This window comes from Psychrobacter sp. G (genome assembly GCF_000418305.1).
GTDB classification, from domain to species: Bacteria; Pseudomonadota; Gammaproteobacteria; order Pseudomonadales; family Moraxellaceae; genus Psychrobacter; species Psychrobacter cryohalolentis.
In genome coordinates this window covers 63,231-83,079 of record NC_021661.1, presented here as the reverse complement: position 1 = coordinate 83,079, position 19,849 = coordinate 63,231, and the positions used below count along the sequence as shown (strand labels likewise).

Below are 19,849 nucleotides of genomic sequence, written 5' to 3'. Positions count from 1 at the left end.
TAAGTAGGATAGATATCGCGATTACACAGACCGCCAGATACAAAAAAACCCACAAGCATAATGGTGGGCTAATTGTTACTGACAAATTTAGTGTGCAAAACATCAGTATAAAAAGTGGTAGCGGGGGCTGGATTTGAACCAACGACCTTCGGGTTATGAGCCCGACGAGCTACCAGACTGCTCCACCCCGCATCAATCTAGAACGCGTATTATAGGGAAGTTTTATAGTAGTGTCAATCTTTATTTAAAAATAATTTAAATTAAAAATCTTAGCTATTTATGAACGACTCACTTAATACGATACAACTTTAAAACTTGGTGCGATTGGGGGGACTTGAACCCCCACAGCTTGCGCCACCACCCCCTCAAGATGGCGTGTCTACCAATTCCACCACAATCGCATTACTCTAACTGTTCTCTCTATATTCTCAATACCCATTATAGTTGACGCGTAAGGTAAGCATCAAAGGTCTAAGACTTGTAAAAACAGAAAAAGCATTGTAAATGTAACGCTTTCAAATAGCAAGGGCTGCCTACTTAAAAAAGTAGAGTAACAGCAGCTACTGAGGATTTTGTGTCAAAGGCCGCGGCGTTTGTGGTGCTGAAACCGGTGCATCTAGACGAAACTGATCTTCTGCCTGCTTACGAGCATGGACCGCAAGGGTCATACTCGTGATAAAAAAGATGGCGGTCAATACGGCTGTCGCGCGTGTTAAAAAGTTGGCAGTGCCCGCTGCACCAAACACTGTACCTGATGAACCGGCACCAAAAGAAGCCCCTGCATCTGCCCCTTTACCATGCTGTATCAAAATCAAGCCAATCATGGCAATCGCCACGATAATATGCAGGGCTAATATAAACGTAAACATGGTGGCCTCTTTTGCCGCGTAATGACGACTGATAACGAAAAACAAATCGTATGGTGTAATAGTGATAAAGATTGGCGGTAAATGTTGCCATATCGATGATATAAATAGGGCGTATTGTACACGATTGCAAGGGCACTGTTAAACCCACTTTTGCCAACTGATAAAGACATTTTGTGAATAACAATTACAATAAAGACTCACGTTTTTATCATATCTATCAAGAATCTACTAGATAGTGGCTTGGCTAAAAGCGGTGGCAATCGTCAGAAAGCTGTCAGCTTTCAATGAAGCACCGCCAACTAAAGCGCCATCAATCATAGGATCAGCAGCAAAGCTATTGGCATTATCAGCATTGACACTACCGCCATACAAAACCGTCATGTTAGACAATGAGTCGGCAAATCCTGCCAACGTTCGCTTGATATGCTTATGAGTGGCGCTGACTTCTGCTACCGTTGGCACTTTACCTGTACCTATTGCCCATACTGGCTCATAAGCAATAATGAGACGAGTCGGTAATGCCTCAATAAGTTCTGGCTGCTGTGTAATGAATTCTTTGATAACTGCTAACTGATTATCAATGACTTCAAGCGTTTGCTTGGTATCATATTGCGCTTGGCTTTCACCAATGCAAAATACCACGCCTAAATCTTGTGACAACGCATGAATCATTTTTTGCAATAAAGAATCGTTAGATTCTTGATGATACTGACGGCGCTCTGAGTGACCAAGGATTGTCCAAGTCGCTCCAGCATCGACTATCTGCTGCGCTGAACATTCACCTGTATAAGCACCAACACTGGCACTGTGTCCACTAACGTCTTGAGCTGCGCACAGTATTGAGGTGTCTTTTAGGCGACTATTCACTGCTGCTAAATGTATGAAGCTTGGTGCTACCATTATTTGACAACGCGCGGAGTTATCGTGGCTCATTTGCTTGGTTGTACTAATAGCAGCGTATAAGTCGTCCAGTAGTGCGTTTACGTCATGGCTCGTTGCTGGATTCTGCTTCCAATTTCCAATTACCCAAGCTTGCATTCTTCTCTACCTTGTCTTATATATGGCTGCCAATATGGCTAATATGCGCGCAAGTATAACAAATATTTCACAAGTGCTATAGTATAGTGCGCCCCAAATCAAAACTGACCTTTCAACCGTTGCTTTAGTAACTATTGCTGAATAATTATTTTTGATTAGCGAATCGAGCCCTACTCTCTATAAAACCTTTGCGCTCACGTAAATCCCTATATGATTTTCTCAATATAGGATAAAGTGCAGACAATCGATTTTTTTATCTCAAACCCGTATTTAAAATAACTATTTTAATAATTAGCTCAACTATCAACGATAAAATGGCAATAAGTAAAACACGGTGAATAGCCTGCTATTTAGGTAAATCTATCGCCTACAAGATATCGAGCAAGGAGAAGTCTTAATGTCTATCACAACCAGTAAATACGGTGGCTTAGCACAGCAGCTGATTAGCGAAGGTATCGTAAGCGAAGCGCATATGAAAGCGGCGCAGACTGATTCGCAGCAGCAGCAAGTAGGACTGGTCTCTTATCTGGTAGAGCATAAGCTCGCCAATGCCTATCAATTGGCTCAAATGCTATCGCAAGCATTCGGCGATCCTTTATTTGATCTCGATGCGCTCAGCTCAGAGGTCATCCCAAAAGACTTGGTCGACGAAAAAATCGTCCGTAAGTTTAATGCCTTACCAATGTTTAAGCGTGGGCAACGCTTATTTGTGGCACTGAGCGATCCGACCCGTATCGATGCGATTGATGCGATTGCCTTTAACTCTCGCTTGTCAATTGAAACCGTTGTAGTCGAAGAAGATAAGCTTAAAAGGCGTATTGAAAGCTTCTATGCTGATAGTATGCAAAATTTTGATAGCTTTTCTAATAGTGATTTGCATATTGGCTTTGATGAGAATCAAGAAGAAGATGACGGTGAGACCAAAATCTCTGATAGCGTCGAGGAAGCACCGGTCGTCAAGTTTGTTAATAAAATGCTAGTAGATGCCATTCGTATGGGTGCGTCCGACTTACATTTTGAGCCCTATGAAAAAAGCTATCGAGTGCGCTTTCGAGTCGACGGTGTGATGCAAAAAATGGCCAACCCGCCCGTACAACTCGCGGGGAAAATTGCTGCGCGTTTAAAAGTAATGTCACAAATGGATATCTCAGAGCGCCGTGTCCCTCAAGATGGACGTATTAAGCTAAAGATATCTAAAAATAAGGCCATCGATTTTCGGGTAAGTTGCCTACCTACCTTGTTTGGCGAAAAACTGGTTTTGCGTATTCTAGATCCCTCATCAGCCATGCTTGGTATTGAAGCGTTGGGCTATGAGCCTGACCAACAAGATATGTTTTTGGAGGCGTTACATAAACCGCAAGGCATGCTCCTAATTACTGGTCCCACTGGTTCTGGTAAAACCGTCTCACTCTATACTGGTATTAACCTCCTGAATACTGGTTCGACCAATATCTCGACTGCCGAAGATCCTGTCGAAATTAACCTTGAAGGTATTAATCAGGTCAACGTCAACCCAAAAGTGGGGCTGACTTTCTCCACCGCCCTTAAGTCTTTCTTACGCCAAGATCCTGATATTGTGATGGTTGGTGAGATTCGTGATCTTGAAACTGCTGAGATTGCGATTAAAGCAGCACAGACAGGGCACATGGTACTTTCAACCTTACATACCAATTCAGCGCCTGAAACGTTAACGCGATTACGCAATATGGGTGTCGCTTCTTTTAATATTGCCACTTCCGTGAACTTGGTCATTGCCCAACGATTGGCACGGCGCTTATGTAAAAACTGTAAAAAACCTATCAATATTCCGCGTCAAAGTCTGCTTGAGCTTGGTTTTACAGATACAGATTTGGACAATACAGACAATGTCATCTACGAGCCAGTCGGTTGTAATGAGTGCCGTGAAGGCTACAAAGGACGTGTGGGCATTTATGAGGTGATGAAAGTCACTCCAGATATTTCACGTATTATCATGGAAGATGGTAACGCGATAGACATCAAAGATGCGGCGCTAAAAAACGGTTTTAGAGACTTACGTCGCTCTGGTGTTTTAAAGGTTTTACAAGGTGTCACCAGTATTCAAGAAATGATGCGCGTGACTTCTGAATAGCATATTTGGTTGAAAAGCTTGGTACAGATATTCCTCTGAGTAAATTTCATTATGTCCGTAAAACTTGTTGTTTAATTACTATTAAACAATAATAGCCAGTAGGAAAAATAAAACAGATAAACACTGGTTTTTTGCGCTAAAATAAAGTATATCCGCTTAAAACAATGGGTTAACTACGTTTTATAGCAGGCATTATCTATATTGGACTATATCAGACCATTTTTTGAAGGAACGGACATGGCAAAAGCTAAGACCGACATGCTGTTAGACTTTGTATATGATGGCGTCAACCGTCGCGGGCAAAAGGTAAAAGGTGAGACGACCAGTCGTAGCTTAGAGCTTGCCAAAGCCACGTTGCGCAAACAAGGTATTACGGTTAAAGGTATCAAGAAAAAGCCAAAACCCTTATACACCTTTAAAAAGTCTATCAAGCCTATCGATATTGCTATTTTTGCACGTCAATTGGCAACCATGATGAAAGCTGGGGTGCCATTGACTCAATCCTTTGAGATTGTCGCGGACTCTCTAGATAATCCGAGTATGAAAGACTTGGTGTTACAAATTAAAGCCGATATCGAAGCTGGTGGAACCTTTGCTTCATCATTACGAAGGCATCCCCGCTATTTTGACGATCTTTTTTGCTCGCTTGTTGATTCTGGCGAGCAGTCAGGTGCGTTAGAAACCATGCTAGAGCGAGTTGCGACTTATAAAGAGAAAAGCGAGCTGTTAAAAGCTAAAATTAAAAAAGCCATGAAATATCCTATCGCGGTCGTTGTAGTTGCTATTATTGTCACCATTATTCTGCTTGTTAAAGTCGTTCCAGTGTTTGCTGATTTATTTAGCTCTTTTGGTGCAGAATTACCTGCTTTTACCCAAATGGTCGTAGGTATGTCTGAGTGGATGCAAGCATGGTGGTTCATCTTAATTGTATTTATTGGTGGCGCAATTATTGGCTTTTCAGAAGCTAAGAAGCGTTCAAAGAAATTTCGTGATGTCCTAGACCGTGCGGTATTAAAAGCCCCAATATTTGGCAATATCGCTTACCAAGCAGTGATTGCGCGTTTTGCTCGTACGCTGTCCACGACTTTTGCTGCCGGCGTACCGCTTATTGATGCGCTAGACTCTACTGCCGGTGCAGCAAATAATGTCGTATTTTATAACGCTATTCAACAAATCAAAAATGACGTCTCTACGGGACAACAATTACAGTTCTCGATACGTTCAACCAATTTATTTCCAAGTCTTGCTATTCAAATGGTCGGTATCGGTGAAGAGTCCGGTAGTTTAGAAGAAATGCTAGATAAAGTAGCTGTTTATTACGAAAATGAAGTCGATAACGCGGTCGACGGACTAACTAGCTTAATGGAACCAATGATTATGGCGGTACTTGGCGTATTAGTTGGTGGCTTGGTCATTGCCATGTACTTGCCAATCTTCCAGATGGGCTCAGTAGTAGGTTAAAAGCTAATTAAAGGACAGCTAATTCATGCAATTTATACAGTTACTACAAGAAAATATGACAATCGCTTTGGTCGTATTTGGTCTACTAGGGCTGTGCGTCGGTAGCTTCTTAAACGTGGTAATTCATCGCACTCCGCTGATGATGGTATCGGCTTGGCGACAAGAGTGTAGCCAGTTTATATATGAGCAAGCAGATATGCCGCGTGAGCATACGATGCCATTAGTTAATATTGTTGCCACTGATACACCTATTACCTTAAGTAAACCAGCATCGCGCTGCCCGCACTGTACCCATAAAATTAAATGGTATGAAAACATCCCTTTAATTAGCTGGATAGTACTACGCGGACGTTGCTCAGCTTGCAAAGCGGCTATCGGGCTTCGATATCCTATCGTTGAGCTGGTCACTGCTCTGCTATCTGCACTAGTCATTTATCATTTTGGCGTCGGAATAGTAGGGCTGTCGGCATTAGTTTTAGTCTGGACACTCATCGCCTTAACTGGTATCGATTTTGATACACAGTTATTGCCTGACCGCTTAACTTTTCCATTAGCAGGGCTAGGATTGGCGGTCAATTTACAAGGTTGGTTTGTGCCCCCTACTCAGTCGATATGGGGCCTGTTATTGGGATTTTTATCGTTATGGATAGTGGTCAAGATATTTTATTTAATCACCAAAAAGCATGGTATGGGACAAGGCGACTTTAAATTATTGGCAGTACTGGGCGCGTGGCTTGGTCCTCTGATGTTACCATTGATTATCCTTCTGTCGTCTTTACTTGGCTCCATCGTTGGTCTTATCTTGATGAAAAAACAAGGTGAGAGCAAGCCTTTTGCCTTTGGTCCTTATATTGCTATTGCCGGTATTGTGGCGTTGTTATACGGCTCAGATATCGTTAATTGGTATTTAGGCATGTATACTTAAGCAGTAGTCACTTCTCAATCAGTTATCTTAACCTTTCATTGATTATAGTCATTATCCTTCTATCAGTCAGATAAGTCATCATTATGTCAAAATACGCAGCAGCACCTTCACCTTATTCGCATCAGCCGCAAACGCCTGAGTATAAAAGTAAAACATTGGTAGTGGGTTTAACGGGTGGTATCGGCAGTGGCAAATCAGCCGCCAGTGACTGGTTCGCACAGCAGGGAATCGATATTATTGATGCAGATGTCATTGCACATGAAGTGGTGGTCAAAGGCAGCTCAACGTTGCGCAAAATCCAGAGGAAATTTGGAGATTGGGTGCTAAATGCTGATGGTGAGATGGATCGCGCCGCTGTACGAACCCATGTGTTTACTTACCCTGATGCTCTAATTGAGCTTGAAGCGATTACCCATCCCGCGATACGCGAAGCTGCAAAAAAGCAATTGGCAGAGAGTACCTCGCCGTATGTAGTGTTGTCAGCGCCGCTATTAATTGAAGCAGCTGAAGCCGGGCTTGCCAATCTATGTCAACGTATTTTGGTGATGGATGCCACAGAAAATACCCAGCTTGCGCGTGCCAGTCAACGTGATGCGCTAAGTGTGCAAAAAATTAAAGCCATTATGGTCAATCAGCTAAGCCGTGAAGAGCGCAATCGTCATGCGGATGATGTGGTATTAAATGAGAGTGATCTTGCGGCGCTATATGTACAATTAGAGCCGCTCCATCAAGATTATCTTAAGCTTGCCCAGCAGCTAAAGTTCGCTGCCGATTAATCTCATACAAAGCCATACCTGTCGCCACACTGACATTTAAGCTTTGCAAGTTGCCATGCTCGTTGCCTGACATCGGAATATAAACCAGCTCATCGCAGCTTTCTGTTGTCAGGCGACGCATCCCCTCACCTTCTGAACCCATGATAATAGCCGTCTTACCAGTCAGATCTGCAGCATGGATTGGTTTGGCATCGGCATTAAGAGCGGTACCAAACACAAAAACGCCGGCATTTTTAATTTTTGTCAGCGTGCGTGCCAGATTGGTCACGCTAACAATAGGCATCATTTCAGCTGCACCGACAGATACTTTGGCAACCGTTGGCGTCAAGCTAGCTGCATGATGTTTCGGACAAATGACTGCATCGACACCCATGGCTACTGCTGTACGCAAACAAGCGCCAAAATTATGGGCGTCCGTAATTTGATCTAGTACCAGTAACAAACAATCATCTCGACCAGCAAGCTTATCTAGCAAACCTTCATCAGCGAAGCCTAATGGACGGGCGTTCAGCACTACGCCTTGATGTTGCGGGCTACCACACAGCTGAGTAAGTTTGTCTTTTTGCGTTGGTTGAATACTGATGCCATTATCACGTGCTTGCGCCATAATAGACTGTACATGACTGTCAGTCTCGCGCCCTTGCTGTACAAACAAGCTCAGTCCATCAAGAGGACGGTATTCGAGCAAGGCATCAATGGCATGAATGCCATAAAAATAGGTAGGTTTTGCCATAATAGACCTATTGATTATAAAGTGGGTATTGCACAGTGTTATAAAAAACATGCAATAAAAATAGAGATGTGTAATTGTAGCAATTAATGACCAGCTTCATCTAAATAATGTCAGCAAAAAAAAGAAATAAACCTCATAAGATTTATTTCTTTGGAATCATTGGCTTTTGGCTTCATCAATTATATAACGATACTTTGAGGCGCATTAGCCTTCTAAGTGACAAATATACTGGACGATCTGTTCTGTGCGTAAATTGAAACCGCTATTACCTTCAACCACGAATGACTGTCCTGCGCGGTAGTAGCTGAAATCCTCTTCCCCATTTATTTTGACTTCGCACTCACCGCTAGTGATTTCAATACGTTCAGATGTATTGGTACTAAAGTGATAATGCTCGACCAAATTATCACAAGGTAAGATAACACCTAATGTCTTATGACGACCGTCCTCGAACATAATGGTATGGCTTGAGCAACGACCATCATAGGATATCGTGGCTTGAGCATTGACTGTTACATTAGTAAATTGCGCCGCTGTCATAGTGGCTTCCTTATCAAATAATTATTGCCAACTAAAAAACCAAATTGAATGTGTAGATAAGCGTTGTTGTATCTACCTTTTACCATCGACTCTAAATCATTTTTACTTTGCTGTGCGCTGATTATAGAATTGATTTATCTTATAGGTTTAAAAATAACCATTTATTACTGATACTTACTGACACACAGGTTTGTATCATGTTCTACAAGCTAACTGCTCTGTCGTAGAATGCACGAAAATCTGGTGGTAAGAGTTTATCATTATGTGAGATTATGCTACCACATTATATCTATAAAGTTTGTTACAGCGGCAGGAAAGTTCCGCTTATTATGATGGCTTTAAGTGATGTTATTGATTACCTTTAATATTTGTATTTAAGATTATTTGCCACCATACTATTTGCCAATTGCATTTATCTATGTTGCAGTATGAACTGAACCGATTCATTCCTTTATTTAACCTATTGTAGAGATAACCTCCTTGTACGACATGACATCGTATTTGAGGTTTGTTGTCTGTCATGAGAGGCGTTGATGCTAGTATCATTAACTTTAAATCAGTTTGCGTTAATTGCTCAGCATGAGCTGAGTGTGGCTGAAGGCTTCAATGTCATCACTGGTGAAACAGGCGCTGGCAAATCGCTATTACTCGATGCGCTGTCTTTATGTATCGGCGAGCGCGCAGACAGTGCGATGGTCAGACATGGCGCGGCGCACGCGGATATCTACGCGCAATTTGATGTAGAAAACAATAGTATCATTGCTGAATGGTTTGCCAAAAATGAGCGGGCGTTAGAAGAGCCAGATGTATTGATTCGCCGCCAGCTTAGCAATACAGGGCGCTCAAAAGCATGGTTAAATGGCACACCTGTCAGTTTAGCTGAGCTTAAGAGTTTGGGTGCATTGCTGGTCAATATTCATAGTCAACATGCTCAGCAGGCGCTACTCAAGCCACAATTTGTAGTGCAATGGCTAGATGAAATGGCACAGATAACTTCTCTTGCTACGCAGACCTCAAGTAGCTATCAAGCTTATCAGCAACTTAAACGCCGCGCTGACGATCTCGCTAGCCGTGAAGCTCAGCGCCAAGATCGTATTCAACTGTTGCAAAGCCAGTTAGCAGATATCGCACCGTTATTGGTCGTTGATTATGCAGAAGTAGAAGCAGAACACGAAGAATTATCTAATATTGAAGCACTAATGATCGAGGCCAGTCATGGCTTGCATTTACTCGATAATGATACCGATGAGCCCGATGTAATGACCTTGCTCGGGCAAGCAATTAAACTATGCGATAATCAAATGAGCGTTAGCCAAACCTTTGAGCAAGCCTCAGAACAGCTACATTTGGCGCAGCAGCAAATCACTGAAGTGACTGGCTTATTGTCAGATTATGCTGAGCAGCAATTGCCTGACCCTGAGCGTTTGCAGTCATTAGACAGTTTGATCAGTTTAGGTCATCGCCTATCACGTAAGCATAACTTGCCAGCTAGCGACTTGATTAATGAAGCAAAAGGCTGGAAAGCGCAATTAGAACAATTAGAAAACGAGCCAAGCAGTGATGCAATGGCGGCACAAATTGAGCAAGCATGGCAAGAGTATATAGCACTAGCAACTGAGCTAAATAAAAAAAGGGCTAAAGCTGCACCGATTGTCAGCAAACAGCTGATTAAGCAACTACAGCCGCTTGCCCTACCTAATGCACGTTGTGAATTCGTTTTTACCAAAAAGACCGATGTCAGCCAATATAATGGACAAGGCTGTTATGATATCGACTTATTATTCAGCGCCAACGTCGGTATGCCGATGCAGCCGCTACACAAAATCGCTTCAGGTGGTGAGCTATCGCGTATGGCACTAGTGATGCAGGTCTTGCAAGCGACCAATGCAGATAATAATGCGGCAAAACCTATGCTGGTCTTTGACGAAGTTGATGTCGGTATCAGTGGCGGTACGGCACAAGTGGTGGGCGAGCTGTTGCGCGCCCTTGGGCAAACGCAGCAATTACTCGCCATTACCCACCAAGCCCAAGTCGCTGCGCAAGCGCATCAGCATATCTTGGTACAAAAACACCATGACGAGCAAACTGAAAGTGAGCTTGTCATCTTAACCGAGAGTGCGCAAGTAGATGAACTGGCACGTATGTCTGGTGGCGTTATTATCACCGATGTCACTCGTGACCATGCGCGCAGTTTATTGAGCGATGTTAAATGATCATTGATTGACCACCATAAATACTTTTTTATTGCTAAATCCTTGCTTTAGTTGATTTTTTATTCATTATCGCCATATAGTGGTGTCAGCTCTGTTATTTTACCTTTATTAGTAGGTTGCATTTGTCTCTATGTCCAAAGCCAATTTGACCCATCATTTTTTAATCGCGGCGCCTGAGCTGTCAGACCCACGGTTTGAGCAGGCGCTGATTTATATTTGCCGTCATGATAAACACGGTGCCCTCGGTCTGATGGTCAATCGTCCATTAGAGCAGGCACGCGTGGGAAAACTGCTAGAAGATCTGGATATTGAGGTAACAGACGCACAGGTGATGGAAGATCTGGCATTAGAAGGTGGACCTATGTACCCTGAGGTTGGCTTTGTGTTGCATACAGGGCAGCCAGAATGGGCATCCTCATTTGCCATCTCAGAAAATGTCTGCATCACTACCAGCCAAGATATCCTCAAACGTATTGCAGCCGGTCAAGGCGTTGGTCATTATCAGCTCTGTTTAGGTCATGCCAGCTGGGGTAAAAAACAGCTCGATCGTGAGCTTGCCAACGGCGATTGGCTGGTATGCCCTGCTGATTTAAACTTATTGTTTGATACGCCTTTTGAGGAACGCTGGCAAATGGCCGCTGATAAGATTGGGGTTAATTTTGATTATTTAAGCAGTGACATCGGTCATGCTTAATTTCATACGCTGAACGAATACAGAACTAAAAATAGGAAACACCCCTTATTATGGTAGATAGCACTCTTATAAAAGACAGTACTGACACTAGCGTTGCTGAGCCAGCGATTAAGCCACATCTTATCTTAGCCTTAGATTATGGGGTTAAAAAAATGGGTATGGCACTCGGTAATAGCTTGACAGAAACGGCGCGTGCCTTTGATATTTTAGCGATGAATAATGGGCAACCTGATTGGGATAATCTACTCGGTATTATCAAGGTTTGGGGCGTGGCAAAGGTAGTAGTCGGACTGCCGTTAAATATGGACGGTAGCAGCTCTATGCTGTCAAAACGAGCACATAAATTTGCCCGTCGTCTGGCACATAGAATCATGGAGCAGCATTTACCTGTCATCGTATCTCTATGCGATGAGCGCCTAACATCGGTCGCCGCGCGTGAGATAGCATGGGAAAATGGCTGGATTAAACATGAGCGCGCTCCGATTGATGATATCTCTGCCTGTATTTTAATGTCGACCTACTTTGCTGATCCTCATAGCAGTATCGCCATCGACGCCATCAAAGCAGATTAATTGAGCATTAGCTTTCTTTTTAATGTCCCATCAATACCTGATATAGTCGGTTCTACATAAAAGAAATACAAATGTTATCAATCACTACTGGGGTTAATTTTCCTTGCTTGCTGTGCCTACGCAGACAGAGGCTGCGAATAATTAACCCCAGTAGTTCTGTACCCTTTTAAAAGTGAATTAACTGTACCTCCTCAATCCAAACGAATAAATGACTGATTATTATGACCTCTGTCTCAGACCACTCTTTGCACAATAGCTCACGACATGGTTTTGCACCGCTTGCTATTGCGCGTATCAAAGGCGCCCAACGTGTCAACCAAATAGCCGTCTATCTCATTTATGCCGCTATTATCGCTTTTATGGTTTTTGGCACCATTGCTAGTATCAAAGCCTTTCATGACAATCAGCTCCTGTATCAACTATTCTACAACTTACCTTATGCTTTGGTGGCGCTGACCATTCCACTGACGCTATATAATGCCTTTATCATCTATCGCTATCGTCTCAATCAAACCTCGATGGTTATCATGACCATTGGTGTCTCAAGTATTATCCTGATCGGCGGGCTGTTATTTGCCGATACGGCTTGGTTAGGATTGGCATCGTGGCTCGGTGTGGCTTTTTTATTTAAGGTGAGCTTTAAGCGCTTCTTTAATTTCTTAGCCCTAGCCGACTTACCTGAAAATAATAACAGCACTGAAAATAATAAAATTATTACCCCTACTGATGCAGAAAATACGCCTTTACAAGATTAGTAATAAACAAGTATTCAGCTACCAAACTTATCTATTAGGTTTATAAAAAAATATGACGACTTCAATATTAGACACGACTATTCACCATCATCTAGATACCCAAGGACTGATTTGTCCTGAGCCAGTCATGATGCTACATAAGACAATTCGTAAAGCGGATGGCGGCGATGTGATTGAGATATTAGCCACTGATCCTGCCACTACGCGTGACATTCCTAATTTCTGCCGGCACTTGGGACATACCCTTGTCCATCAAGAAACGCTAAACGATGCGCCAACCTATCGTTATTTAGTCAAGAAAAAGAGCGCTTAGCGCAATATATAATGCAGAAATATCTTTGCGTTATAAAAATACATCATTCACATCTGAAAGGTAGGTCGCGTGTTAGCAACAGAAATACAGTACGTGCAATGGCACGAAAATGAAACCTTACGTCAGGCCCGCTGGTTGTCTCAAAGCAATCATGTGCCGCCTGCACGTATTGTTGTGGTCGACGACAAAACAACAGCCGATGAGGCTTATCGCTTGGCTTGTGCTGGAACGTCAATGCTGTGGCGCGGTGACTTTAATAATGCAAGGCAACTGCTGCAAGCCATCACTCGACGCATTGACCGTGCGAATGAGCGTTCTGAGCAGCGTAAAATTAATAAAGCAGCTAATAAACCTGCTAAGTCCGCTAAATCTACAGATGAGACTTTGGCACCCTCTAAAGACATCCCTAATCTTTTTCATCAGCAACGCCAAGTCCAATCACAGCGTTCGCGCCTATTAAGCCGTTTATTATTAGAGCTTGATGCCGGTTATGTCAGCCAGTTACGCCGCGCCCCTGATGTCAGTGCTGCTTGTACCGCTGCTTTTGGTGAGTTGAATGAGTCATGTCTAATTTCATTTCGTGACCTGCAAGGTGCCTTAGGTGCGGCAGGGTGGCGCGTAAAAGGGGTGGCAATCGAAAATTTGGGTTTATCAATTTTCCCACATTATGGCGTCTTTGCACCGACTCGTCATGAGTATGTACAGCTGTTGCTCGACGCACCGTTGCCAGCAAGTTATGATGTTGCTTTTGATATCGGTACCGGAACCGGTTTGCTTGCTATTATTCTGGCGCAGCGCGGTGTGAAACAGGTAATTGCGACGGACTTAAATCCGCGTGCATTAGCCTGCGCTAGTGACAACCTTACACGTTTAGCTTTACCTGCAGTGCAATTGCAGCAAGCGGACTTGTATCCGACTGATGCGCCACTGGCTAATCTGCTAGTCTGTAATCCACCTTGGTTGCCCGCCAAGCCAACCTCGCCCTTAGAATTTGCCGTCTATGATGCCAATAGCACGATGTTGCGTGGGTTTTTGCAAGGCGCAAAGCAGCATTTAGTTAAACAAGGAGAGGTCTGGTTGATTCTGTCAGATTTGGCAGAACATTTGCAGTTGCGCAGCCGCGATGAATTATTGGGCTGGTTTACTAATGCTGGTTTAGAAGTAAAATACCGTCTCGATACCCAACCTAAACACGGTCGAAGCCAAGACGATACTGATCCACTATTTGCAGCGCGTAATGCGGAAGTCACCTCGCTATGGTGTTTGGTACCTGTTAATACTTAAAGGGTAAAAATGACTTTGCCAAATTTTATTAACGGATAGTCAACTTAATATAAAAAATATCATTTATATCCACTTGTAATTTCTTATACCACTGCCGAGTATGTTTTATGAGCCGCGACCGTGCCGTACAGCAGCGCCAACCAAAAGCGCTGGCCGTAGATGATGAACCGGCTTATATAACCGAATTTCGTCAAGCAATGCTGGCTCGTGGTTTGGCCACGCGTACCCGTAACGCCTATGTGCGTGATTTGCGCTCCTGCGAATTAACCAATCATACGGCACTAACGCGTTGGCAGCCCGAAGATGTGCTGCACTGCCTGTCTATTCTTACTCAAGATGGGAAAACGCCGCGTACGCAAGCGCGCATGCTTTCAAGTTTGCGTCAGTTTTATCTGTGGATGATTGCCAGCAACCTACGTGAAGACAATCCTTGCGAGCGTATCAAAAGCCCGAAACTTGGTCGTCCACTGCCAAAAGATTTGGCAGAAGCTGACGTCGATAATCTCCTTGCCGCGCCCGATAGCAGTACTGCGCTAGGGCTACGTGATAAAGCCATGTTAGAGGTACTTTACGCTTGCGGTTTGCGCGTTAGTGAGTTGGTTAACTTGTCTCTTGAACAAGTGAATCTAAACTCAGGCTGGCTACAAATCACGGGGAAAGGCAATAAAACCCGCTTAGTGCCTTTAGGGGAATATGCAGCAGATGCGCTTGAAGATTATTTGACGCATGGACGTGGTGATTTGATAGCCCATTTAAAAGCAGGAAATTGCCAAGCAGTGTTTTTAACTGCGCAAGGTGGCTATATGACCCGGCAAAACTTTTGGTATCTGCTAAAGAAGTACGCCAAAGTTGCCAGTATTGATAAAGACCTATCACCGCATACCTTACGTCATGCTTTTGCTACTCATTTACTCAATCACGGTGCCGATTTACGGAGCGTACAGTTATTATTAGGGCATAGTGATTTATCGACGACGCAGATATATACCCATGTGGCGACGGCTAGATTGCAGAAGTTACATGCTGAACATCATCCAAGGGGTTAGCTTACTGATCTACGAGATATTATTACCAACATAAAAACCTATGAATTAAAGCAAAAAAACGGCAATATTATAATAATACTGCCGTTTTTTCATACTTAGTAGAAACGTAAGCTTGCTTATATGCTATAGCGATAATGAGGACAAGCCTGCATATTCTGTGCCTTTTGATAGTACATAACGCTTACTGGTTTCCCCATCCGTTAAGAAGCCACCAAACGTCTGTGATACAGCGCTAAATAAAATAATACTGACAGCAGACAATGCTTCTTCAGCCAACTCTGTAGTATTTAATAGCTCTTTGGCTTTGGCCACACTAATCACAGCACAGCTTTCATTTTCACTAAGACGAGGCTTGGTCTCTTCATTATAGTTTTTATAACAAAAAGCGATAGACACATATTCATCACAACCAGATAGCTCAGCCAAATAAGCTTTGTCGATCGTTTTTACTGCTTCCACACATTTGACACCCGGCTGTTTTTTGAGAGGCTTAATACGCTTACTATGTACAATATGAATAAATGTTTCTTGCGCTGGATTTATTTTCGTTTTGATTTTAGACTTCATATTTAAGCATCCTTTCTAATTAAGTAAAGCTTGGTGAGTTTAATCTTAGTAAGCTGGTACAACTCCTAGTATGACCGTAATTCTTCATATCAAGAAGACACTACAATAAATAGTTGACCAATTAGTTAGCTTTATTAGTATTCCATAGCTTCAATAAGGATGCTATAGCATTTACGATATAAATGCGTAAACGGGTAACTTCAACCTGACATAAATCTGATAATGGTTTCTGTCAAATACCCCTCCTTTAGTGCCCATCACAATTTCCACTAATACGTAGCTGCAAATCTTCCCTTTTATCGTTACAATACTCATCATAATGTGCACCCTGTTCGTTTGAGCAATGCACCACCTTTTACTTATCCATAATCCGAGAATTCCATGAGCCATAGACCACCTAGCGATCTATTAGAAAAAGCCAAATACTGGCGCGAAGATATTAATTTTCGCGAAGACGTACTCGGCAAGCCGTTTGATTTTGCGACCACGTGGGGTATTTTTTCACCACAAAAGCTCGATGACGGTAGCTTGATGTTACTTGATTATGTGGATTTTCAGGCGGATGATGACTCGATAGATTTGGGCTGTGGCTACGGCGTATTGGGTATGGCAGCAGCGCGCGAATGTCCTAATGGTCAGCATACTTTGATTGATAAAGACTTTATGGCAGTAGAATATGCACGCCTTAATTGTGAAAAGAATGGTCTAAAAAATGTCGATGTACATTTATCAAATGGCTTTAATCACGTGGCCAAAGACAAAGACTTTAGTCTTGTGATGTCAAACTTACCAGCCAAAGTAGGCAAAGAGCAGCATTACCTTTATTTCCTAGATGCTCATGCGCGTATGCGTAAAGGTGGACGCTTTTACGTGGTGACGATTAATGGCTTACGTCAGTTTATGAAACGCTCATTTACCGAAGTCTTTGGTAATAGCGAAAAGGTAAAACAGGGCAAGACTTATACGATTACCATGGCAACCAAAGATTAAACGCTAGAACCAGACAAATAAAAAGCACGCTAAATCATAAGGATCTAGCGTGCTTTTTTATGGCTAAACTTTTAGATTTACCTCATTTTGAGAGTTACATCTGCCGTTTCAGTAAATATCCACCCAACAATGCACTGGCAATAATTGGCAGTATCACCATCAGTAGCGGCGAAAAGCCCGTTGCTAGTGACACAAAACCGACCAAATCCTGCACATAACTAAATAGCAGCCCAAATAATAATGCCACGACAATTCGCAAGCCGAGACTGTGCGTACGCAATGAGCCAAAAACGAATGAGCAGGCGACAATCACTAGTGACAGAATGGATAAAGGTGATAATAGCTTTTGCCAAAACGCCAGCTCATGGCTTAAAGAGCGAGTGCCTTGCTGACGCATAAATTGACGATGCTCATAAAGTTGCGTAAGAGATAAATCCTCAGCTTGACGCGTGAGCAAATACACAGACTCAGGGGCAAACGGTAAACTCAATGCGTCTGTGGGCGATATGGCTTGGCTACTTTCAAAGCCTTGATTAATCATCAGTTTGGTCATATTGTTCAGCTGCCACTCATAACGATATTGCTCGCTCGGTTTGCTGCTAGCGGTAGCAAGCGCCTCGCGCCCGATATATTTACCACCTTCAGCATGAATGGCGGTTTGCAAGTTGCCGTTATTATCTAAGTGCCAACGCTTTACCTGACCGATATTCCCTTTGACATCAGCATAATCGATATACAAGATATCACTACCATCCGGCTTGGCACTGCCGTCTTTTGTATTCTCAAAGCGTGGTTGCACTGTCCAGTAACCACGTACTGAAGTCACTAGCGAGCTGTTATCCTCACTATTAATCTCATTTGCCAATTGATTGGAATACGGCAACACAAACTGGTTAATGAATAATGCTAATACTACAAAAATCATAGCTGGCTGCAATACCCAACTGACGATTCGATAAACGCTAATACCAGCAGCTCGCATGACGACCAGCTCACTGTTATTGGCCAGCAAGCCCAAACCAACGACCGCACCCAATAATGCCCCTGTTGGGATAAATTGTTCTAAAAAATAAGGCGAGCGATAAAAGATATATCTGATTGCCTCTCCCATCGTATAGCTCTCATCTAGCGAATCAAGCTCAGATAAATAAGAGAATACCAGCTGTAATGCCCACAATCCTATGACCGCAGCGATAATCGCTAGCAAGGCATTTAGTTTCACATAGCGGCTAAGCACTTTGAGGTTAGTCGGTTTTGAGCTAAGCATCGATTTAGCATTTGGCGAATTCGGCTTCGATGATTTAGAGAATAGAGCACTCATTAGGATTGCCCTCCTTGTGAGCTACTATTTTGATTGTCGGTAACCGTCAAAAGCTCATTTTCTGGCTTGCGAAAGCGCAATCGGTGCTGCACGCGGCTACCCCAATTCATATACAGTGCCAAGGCCATAAATCCTAAGATGAGCCATGCATAAGCCCACACGCTTACACTGCCTTTACCGACAGCATTTTTGAGCGAGATGATACCGAGCGCGCAGCTGACAAACAGTAAAATGGAGGGAAATAGGCGTAACCAACGACCTTGACGTGGACGAACTTGCGCCAGTGGTACGGCGAGCATCGGCGCGATAATCATCAGCCATGGTAATGATAAACGATAACCAAGCTCGCTTTGGGCCGCACGCATGGCATTATTACTACCCACTTGCGCATTGCCTGTTGCCGCTTGCCATAACGGTCCAATCGCCTGCGTCTCGATATTGTCTTCGGTTATGACTTCTTTCGACGACTCCGTCAAGGTAATACGATAGCGATCAAAACCTACTTGATTGTATTTTAAGCTACCAGCCCCGACTTCATAACGGCGACCTTGGAACAAATCCAATTGGGTTACGCCACTATTGCCGGTATCTACTTGTTCAGCACGTTTGGCAAGCGTAATCGTGTCTTTGCTAATATTATTATTGGCAAGCGCTGTGGGCAATTCTGGAATATTGAGCTGTTCGGCAGTTTCGACATCGATGTTATTTTCAAGATCCATAGCACTATTTTTAGCAGTGTTATTTTTAGCCCCATTGCCCTTTTTTTCAGGCTCAGACTGAATCAATATCACATCTTGTAATTGTTTTTTATCATCACTTAAACTGCCCACATACAGATGATAATTGCCACTGCTAATAAATTGATTGGGGCGAATTAAGTCAAAGGCACTGGTCAACGCTTGCTGTTGCCAGACATTCTCAGATGAACGCACGCCCCATGGCTTACCAACGATGGATAATGCTGCCTCACCAACGAACAATGCCAAAATCAATGGCGTCATCAAGCGCCCAAGCCGACCGCGCGACACGCCACTGGCATTAATCACTGCCATTTCTTGGTCAACATACAGGCGCCCAAATACCAGCATTAACGCAATAAAGAACGCCAATGGTAGGATAAGCTCTAAGAAATACGGTAGGTTATAACCAATGATGGTAAACAGCAAACCGATGTCTAAATTACCTTCAGCTGCGATACCAAAATAGCGTATCAAACGTCCGCCAAGCATCATCACCACTAAAAACCCCAAGACCAATGCGGTCGTTGAGGCAACTTGTTGGGTCATATAGCGGCGTAATATCACAGTAGGCACTCTTAGCGGTTGTAGAAGTTGGCGTTCGTGCGGTTCATCGCGTCTGTATTGATAAGGACAGTTAAGCTTGACCAGAGACGATAGGCATAACCGCTAATGCTAGCATATTTCTAGAAAAAATAGCGTGGAAATGTGTTTGGAAACATTACCTAGCCGTTACCAATAACGCATTTATTACTCACTCATCAACAGGGTTAAATTGGGACGTAACTGCGCTATTTAAAACCTAATCGCACTATATAAGATATAAGCGCTTTAACTCAGACATCACGATTAAGTCTCTCATGCATGCTTTCTAACTGAATTTGTGTACTGTACGTATCACGTAC

The 19,849-nt window shown here is 43.2% G+C and carries 19 protein-coding genes and 2 tRNA genes; 12 read left to right on the top strand and 9 right to left on the bottom strand.

The genetic code is table 11. The features are described 5' to 3' along the window. Positions 1-115: 115 nt before the first annotated feature. The 4 genes from PSYCG_RS00365 to tpiA all read right to left on the bottom strand — a co-directional run bounded on the left by PSYCG_RS00365 (position 116) and on the right by tpiA (position 1,907). Positions 116-192, bottom strand: a tRNA-Met gene (locus PSYCG_RS00365). Positions 193-316: 124 nt separating this feature from the next. Beyond that, a tRNA-Leu gene (locus PSYCG_RS00360) sits at positions 317-401 on the bottom strand. A 159-nt stretch (positions 402-560) separates the two neighbouring features. Continuing rightward, a complete protein-coding gene (gene secG, locus PSYCG_RS00355; protein WP_011512446.1) occupies positions 561-869 on the bottom strand; it encodes a preprotein translocase subunit SecG in 309 nt (102 codons plus the stop codon). A gap of 228 nt (positions 870-1,097) precedes the next feature. Continuing rightward, complete coding sequence (tpiA, locus tag PSYCG_RS00350) at positions 1,098-1,907, bottom strand: triose-phosphate isomerase (protein ID WP_020442463.1); 810 nt, start codon at positions 1,905-1,907, stop codon at positions 1,098-1,100. Between the two features lie 397 nt (positions 1,908-2,304). On the opposite strand from tpiA, the gene pilB reads away from it, so the two are divergent. The 4 genes from pilB (at position 2,305) to coaE (ending at position 7,179) form a co-directional block, all read left to right on the top strand. Continuing rightward, the gene (pilB, locus tag PSYCG_RS00345; RefSeq protein WP_020442462.1) at positions 2,305-4,017 is read left to right on the top strand and encodes a type IV-A pilus assembly ATPase PilB; all 1,713 of its coding nucleotides are present in this window, start codon (positions 2,305-2,307) and stop codon (positions 4,015-4,017) included. Positions 4,018-4,254: 237 nt separating this feature from the next. Beyond that, complete coding sequence (locus PSYCG_RS00340; RefSeq protein ID WP_020442461.1) at positions 4,255-5,478, top strand: type II secretion system F family protein; 1,224 nt, start codon at positions 4,255-4,257, stop codon at positions 5,476-5,478. A gap of 25 nt (positions 5,479-5,503) precedes the next feature. After that, positions 5,504-6,403, top strand: a complete 900-nt coding sequence (locus PSYCG_RS00335; protein ID WP_020442460.1) for a prepilin peptidase — start codon at positions 5,504-5,506, stop codon at positions 6,401-6,403. An 83-nt stretch (positions 6,404-6,486) separates the two neighbouring features. After that, positions 6,487-7,179 carry a dephospho-CoA kinase gene (gene coaE, locus PSYCG_RS00330; protein WP_020442459.1) on the top strand — a complete coding sequence of 231 codons (693 nt, stop codon included), beginning with the start codon at positions 6,487-6,489 and terminating at the stop codon, positions 7,177-7,179. On the opposite strand, the gene rlmB is transcribed toward coaE, so the two are convergent. Together rlmB and PSYCG_RS00320 are read right to left on the bottom strand one after the other, a co-directional pair. Next, positions 7,142-7,912: a 23S rRNA (guanosine(2251)-2'-O)-methyltransferase RlmB gene (gene rlmB, locus PSYCG_RS00325; protein ID WP_020442458.1), complete on the bottom strand. Its 771-nt coding sequence runs from the start codon at positions 7,910-7,912 to the stop codon at positions 7,142-7,144. The two genes, coaE and rlmB, sit on opposite strands and share 38 nt — an antisense overlap. 204 nt (positions 7,913-8,116) lie before the next feature. Beyond that, a complete protein-coding gene (locus PSYCG_RS00320) occupies positions 8,117-8,452 on the bottom strand; it encodes a pyrimidine/purine nucleoside phosphorylase (RefSeq protein ID WP_020442457.1) in 336 nt (111 codons plus the stop codon). A gap of 533 nt (positions 8,453-8,985) precedes the next feature. Here PSYCG_RS00320 and recN point away from each other — a divergent pair. From recN to xerD, 7 genes are all read left to right on the top strand, one after another. After that, entirely contained in the window at positions 8,986-10,665 is a 1,680-nt protein-coding gene (recN, locus tag PSYCG_RS00315; RefSeq protein WP_020442456.1) for a DNA repair protein RecN, read from the top strand. A 130-nt stretch (positions 10,666-10,795) separates the two neighbouring features. Then, positions 10,796-11,359: a YqgE/AlgH family protein gene (locus PSYCG_RS00310; RefSeq protein ID WP_011512437.1), complete on the top strand. Its 564-nt coding sequence runs from the start codon at positions 10,796-10,798 to the stop codon at positions 11,357-11,359. Positions 11,360-11,409: 50 nt separating this feature from the next. Beyond that, positions 11,410-11,931: a Holliday junction resolvase RuvX gene (gene ruvX / locus PSYCG_RS00305; RefSeq protein WP_020442455.1), complete on the top strand. Its 522-nt coding sequence runs from the start codon at positions 11,410-11,412 to the stop codon at positions 11,929-11,931. Between the two features lie 221 nt (positions 11,932-12,152). After that, the gene (locus PSYCG_RS00300; protein ID WP_020442454.1) at positions 12,153-12,686 is read left to right on the top strand and encodes a hypothetical protein; all 534 of its coding nucleotides are present in this window, start codon (positions 12,153-12,155) and stop codon (positions 12,684-12,686) included. Positions 12,687-12,738: 52 nt separating this feature from the next. Then, a complete protein-coding gene (gene tusA / locus PSYCG_RS00295) occupies positions 12,739-12,999 on the top strand; it encodes a sulfurtransferase TusA (protein ID WP_020442453.1) in 261 nt (86 codons plus the stop codon). A gap of 69 nt (positions 13,000-13,068) precedes the next feature. Next, entirely contained in the window at positions 13,069-14,283 is a 1,215-nt protein-coding gene (locus tag PSYCG_RS00290; protein ID WP_020442452.1) for a methyltransferase, read from the top strand. 107 nt (positions 14,284-14,390) lie between these two features. After that, complete coding sequence (gene xerD, locus PSYCG_RS00285; RefSeq protein ID WP_011512432.1) at positions 14,391-15,329, top strand: site-specific tyrosine recombinase XerD; 939 nt, start codon at positions 14,391-14,393, stop codon at positions 15,327-15,329. Positions 15,330-15,452: 123 nt separating this feature from the next. Here xerD and PSYCG_RS00280 read toward each other — a convergent pair whose 3' ends face one another. Next, positions 15,453-15,896 (bottom strand): hypothetical protein, encoded by a 444-nt coding sequence (locus PSYCG_RS00280; RefSeq protein WP_011512431.1) that lies wholly within the window; start codon positions 15,894-15,896, stop codon positions 15,453-15,455. Between the two features lie 381 nt (positions 15,897-16,277). Between PSYCG_RS00280 and PSYCG_RS00275 the strand changes: the two genes are divergently transcribed. Then, the gene (locus PSYCG_RS00275) at positions 16,278-16,886 is read left to right on the top strand and encodes a class I SAM-dependent methyltransferase (RefSeq protein ID WP_020442451.1); all 609 of its coding nucleotides are present in this window, start codon (positions 16,278-16,280) and stop codon (positions 16,884-16,886) included. A 94-nt stretch (positions 16,887-16,980) separates the two neighbouring features. Here PSYCG_RS00275 and lptG read toward each other — a convergent pair whose 3' ends face one another. Next, positions 16,981-18,207: an LPS export ABC transporter permease LptG gene (lptG, locus tag PSYCG_RS00270; RefSeq protein WP_020442450.1), complete on the bottom strand. Its 1,227-nt coding sequence runs from the start codon at positions 18,205-18,207 to the stop codon at positions 16,981-16,983. Next, the gene (locus tag PSYCG_RS00265; RefSeq protein ID WP_041772357.1) at positions 18,207-19,493 is read right to left on the bottom strand and encodes an LPS export ABC transporter permease LptF; all 1,287 of its coding nucleotides are present in this window, start codon (positions 19,491-19,493) and stop codon (positions 18,207-18,209) included. Before PSYCG_RS00265 ends, lptG begins: the two co-directional genes overlap by 1 nt. Between the last annotated feature and the right edge of the window lie 356 nt (positions 19,494-19,849).

Bases quoted from the DNA above. Each gene is read 5' to 3' on its own strand.
- secG (WP_011512446.1), bottom strand. From the start codon at position 869: ATGTTTACGTTTATATTAGCCCTGCATATTATCGTGGCGATTGCCATG.
- PSYCG_RS00280 (WP_011512431.1), bottom strand. From the start codon at position 15,896: ATGAAGTCTAAAATCAAAACGAAAATAAATCCAGCGCAAGAAACATTT.
- PSYCG_RS00335 (WP_020442460.1), top strand. From the start codon at position 5,504: ATGCAATTTATACAGTTACTACAAGAAAATATGACAATCGCTTTGGTC.
- xerD (WP_011512432.1), top strand. From the start codon at position 14,391: ATGAGCCGCGACCGTGCCGTACAGCAGCGCCAACCAAAAGCGCTGGCC.
- PSYCG_RS00300 (WP_020442454.1), top strand. From the start codon at position 12,153: ATGACCTCTGTCTCAGACCACTCTTTGCACAATAGCTCACGACATGGT.
- ruvX (WP_020442455.1), top strand. From the start codon at position 11,410: ATGGTAGATAGCACTCTTATAAAAGACAGTACTGACACTAGCGTTGCT.
- lptG (WP_020442450.1), bottom strand. From the start codon at position 18,207: ATGAGTGCTCTATTCTCTAAATCATCGAAGCCGAATTCGCCAAATGCT.
- coaE (WP_020442459.1), top strand. From the start codon at position 6,487: ATGTCAAAATACGCAGCAGCACCTTCACCTTATTCGCATCAGCCGCAA.
- pilB (WP_020442462.1), top strand. From the start codon at position 2,305: ATGTCTATCACAACCAGTAAATACGGTGGCTTAGCACAGCAGCTGATT.
- rlmB (WP_020442458.1), bottom strand. From the start codon at position 7,912: ATGGCAAAACCTACCTATTTTTATGGCATTCATGCCATTGATGCCTTG.
- PSYCG_RS00265 (WP_041772357.1), bottom strand. From the start codon at position 19,493: ATGACCCAACAAGTTGCCTCAACGACCGCATTGGTCTTGGGGTTTTTA.
- PSYCG_RS00310 (WP_011512437.1), top strand. From the start codon at position 10,796: ATGTCCAAAGCCAATTTGACCCATCATTTTTTAATCGCGGCGCCTGAG.
- PSYCG_RS00320 (WP_020442457.1), bottom strand. From the start codon at position 8,452: ATGACAGCGGCGCAATTTACTAATGTAACAGTCAATGCTCAAGCCACG.
- PSYCG_RS00340 (WP_020442461.1), top strand. From the start codon at position 4,255: ATGGCAAAAGCTAAGACCGACATGCTGTTAGACTTTGTATATGATGGC.
- recN (WP_020442456.1), top strand. From the start codon at position 8,986: ATGCTAGTATCATTAACTTTAAATCAGTTTGCGTTAATTGCTCAGCAT.
- tpiA (WP_020442463.1), bottom strand. From the start codon at position 1,907: ATGCAAGCTTGGGTAATTGGAAATTGGAAGCAGAATCCAGCAACGAGC.
- tusA (WP_020442453.1), top strand. From the start codon at position 12,739: ATGACGACTTCAATATTAGACACGACTATTCACCATCATCTAGATACC.
- PSYCG_RS00275 (WP_020442451.1), top strand. From the start codon at position 16,278: ATGAGCCATAGACCACCTAGCGATCTATTAGAAAAAGCCAAATACTGG.